Annotated in this window: 2 protein-coding genes; both read right to left on the bottom strand. The window is 36.9% G+C overall.

The features are described from left to right. The coding region (locus tag UGRO018_RS17705; RefSeq protein ID WP_416327839.1) for a CpsB/CapC family capsule biosynthesis tyrosine phosphatase at positions 1–512 on the bottom strand (512 nt) is incomplete at its 3' end. A 3-nt stretch (positions 513–515) separates the two neighbouring features. Continuing rightward, a partial coding sequence (locus UGRO018_RS17700) for a YveK family protein (RefSeq protein ID WP_416327838.1) occupies positions 516–888 on the bottom strand: 373 nt, incomplete at its 5' end.

Genomic DNA, 888 nt, shown 5'->3' with positions numbered 1-888 from the left:
ATACTGGTTCGATTGATTTGTATCAGACATCCCATATCTATCCATTCCTGTACTCTATCTAGATCAATACCTTCATGAAAGTATCTTTCTACATGCGCTACTACCGGAATCAAATCTCTTACCGTCAACTCATACAACATATCTTCCACTTCATCGTTGTGATCTATGTTCTTTCTTACATCAAACTCACACAACAAGTAACGACTTCCTGCAAGTGTGTTATATAATTCATTGTCCAAAGCATCTAGATAGTCATGATTCAGAAACAACTCACAACCTTCATATACTTCAATGCCATAAGGCTTTGCGAGCATCTTTAGATCTGAAATCCTTTCATTCATATCAATGACATCTTGTTTATTTAAATTACCTGGGACAAAATGCGGTGTTGCGATCATTTTTGTAATGCCATCTTTCTCCATCATACGAAGAGCTACTTCACTATCCTGCATGCTTTGGAATCCATCATCAATGTCCCATGCCATATGATTATGGGTATCTATGTAGGTCATTGCTTATTCCTCGTAATACGGAATCTCCGCTAGTACTGGAATTCCTAAGAAGTTTTCTGCTTCTTGTTTGGTTCTTAAACGTTTATCCAATAAATACGTTAAGAACACATAGCCACCTGAACACAATAAACCAAGTAATGCTCCTATCAAGGTATTCATTTTCTTACTTGGAGATACTGGTGTTTCTTCTACCTCAGGATCATTCAAGACTGTCATGTTTTCGATTTTTAAGGTTTCCTTTACTTCTTTGAAGAAGATTTCTGTTGTTGCTTTGACGATCTGTTGGGACTTTGTCGGATCATCTGTTGTTGCCTTGATGTCTATAATCTCTGTTTCACTCTTATTGGAAACACTGATCGCATTCTGTACTTCCTTA

The sequence above is a fragment of the Hoskinsella mucinilytica genome, from assembly GCF_045223415.1.
Taxonomy (GTDB): domain Bacteria; phylum Bacillota_I; class Bacilli_A; order Erysipelotrichales; family Erysipelotrichaceae; genus Hoskinsella; species Hoskinsella mucinilytica.
This window is presented reverse-complemented; position numbering and strand designations above follow the sequence as displayed.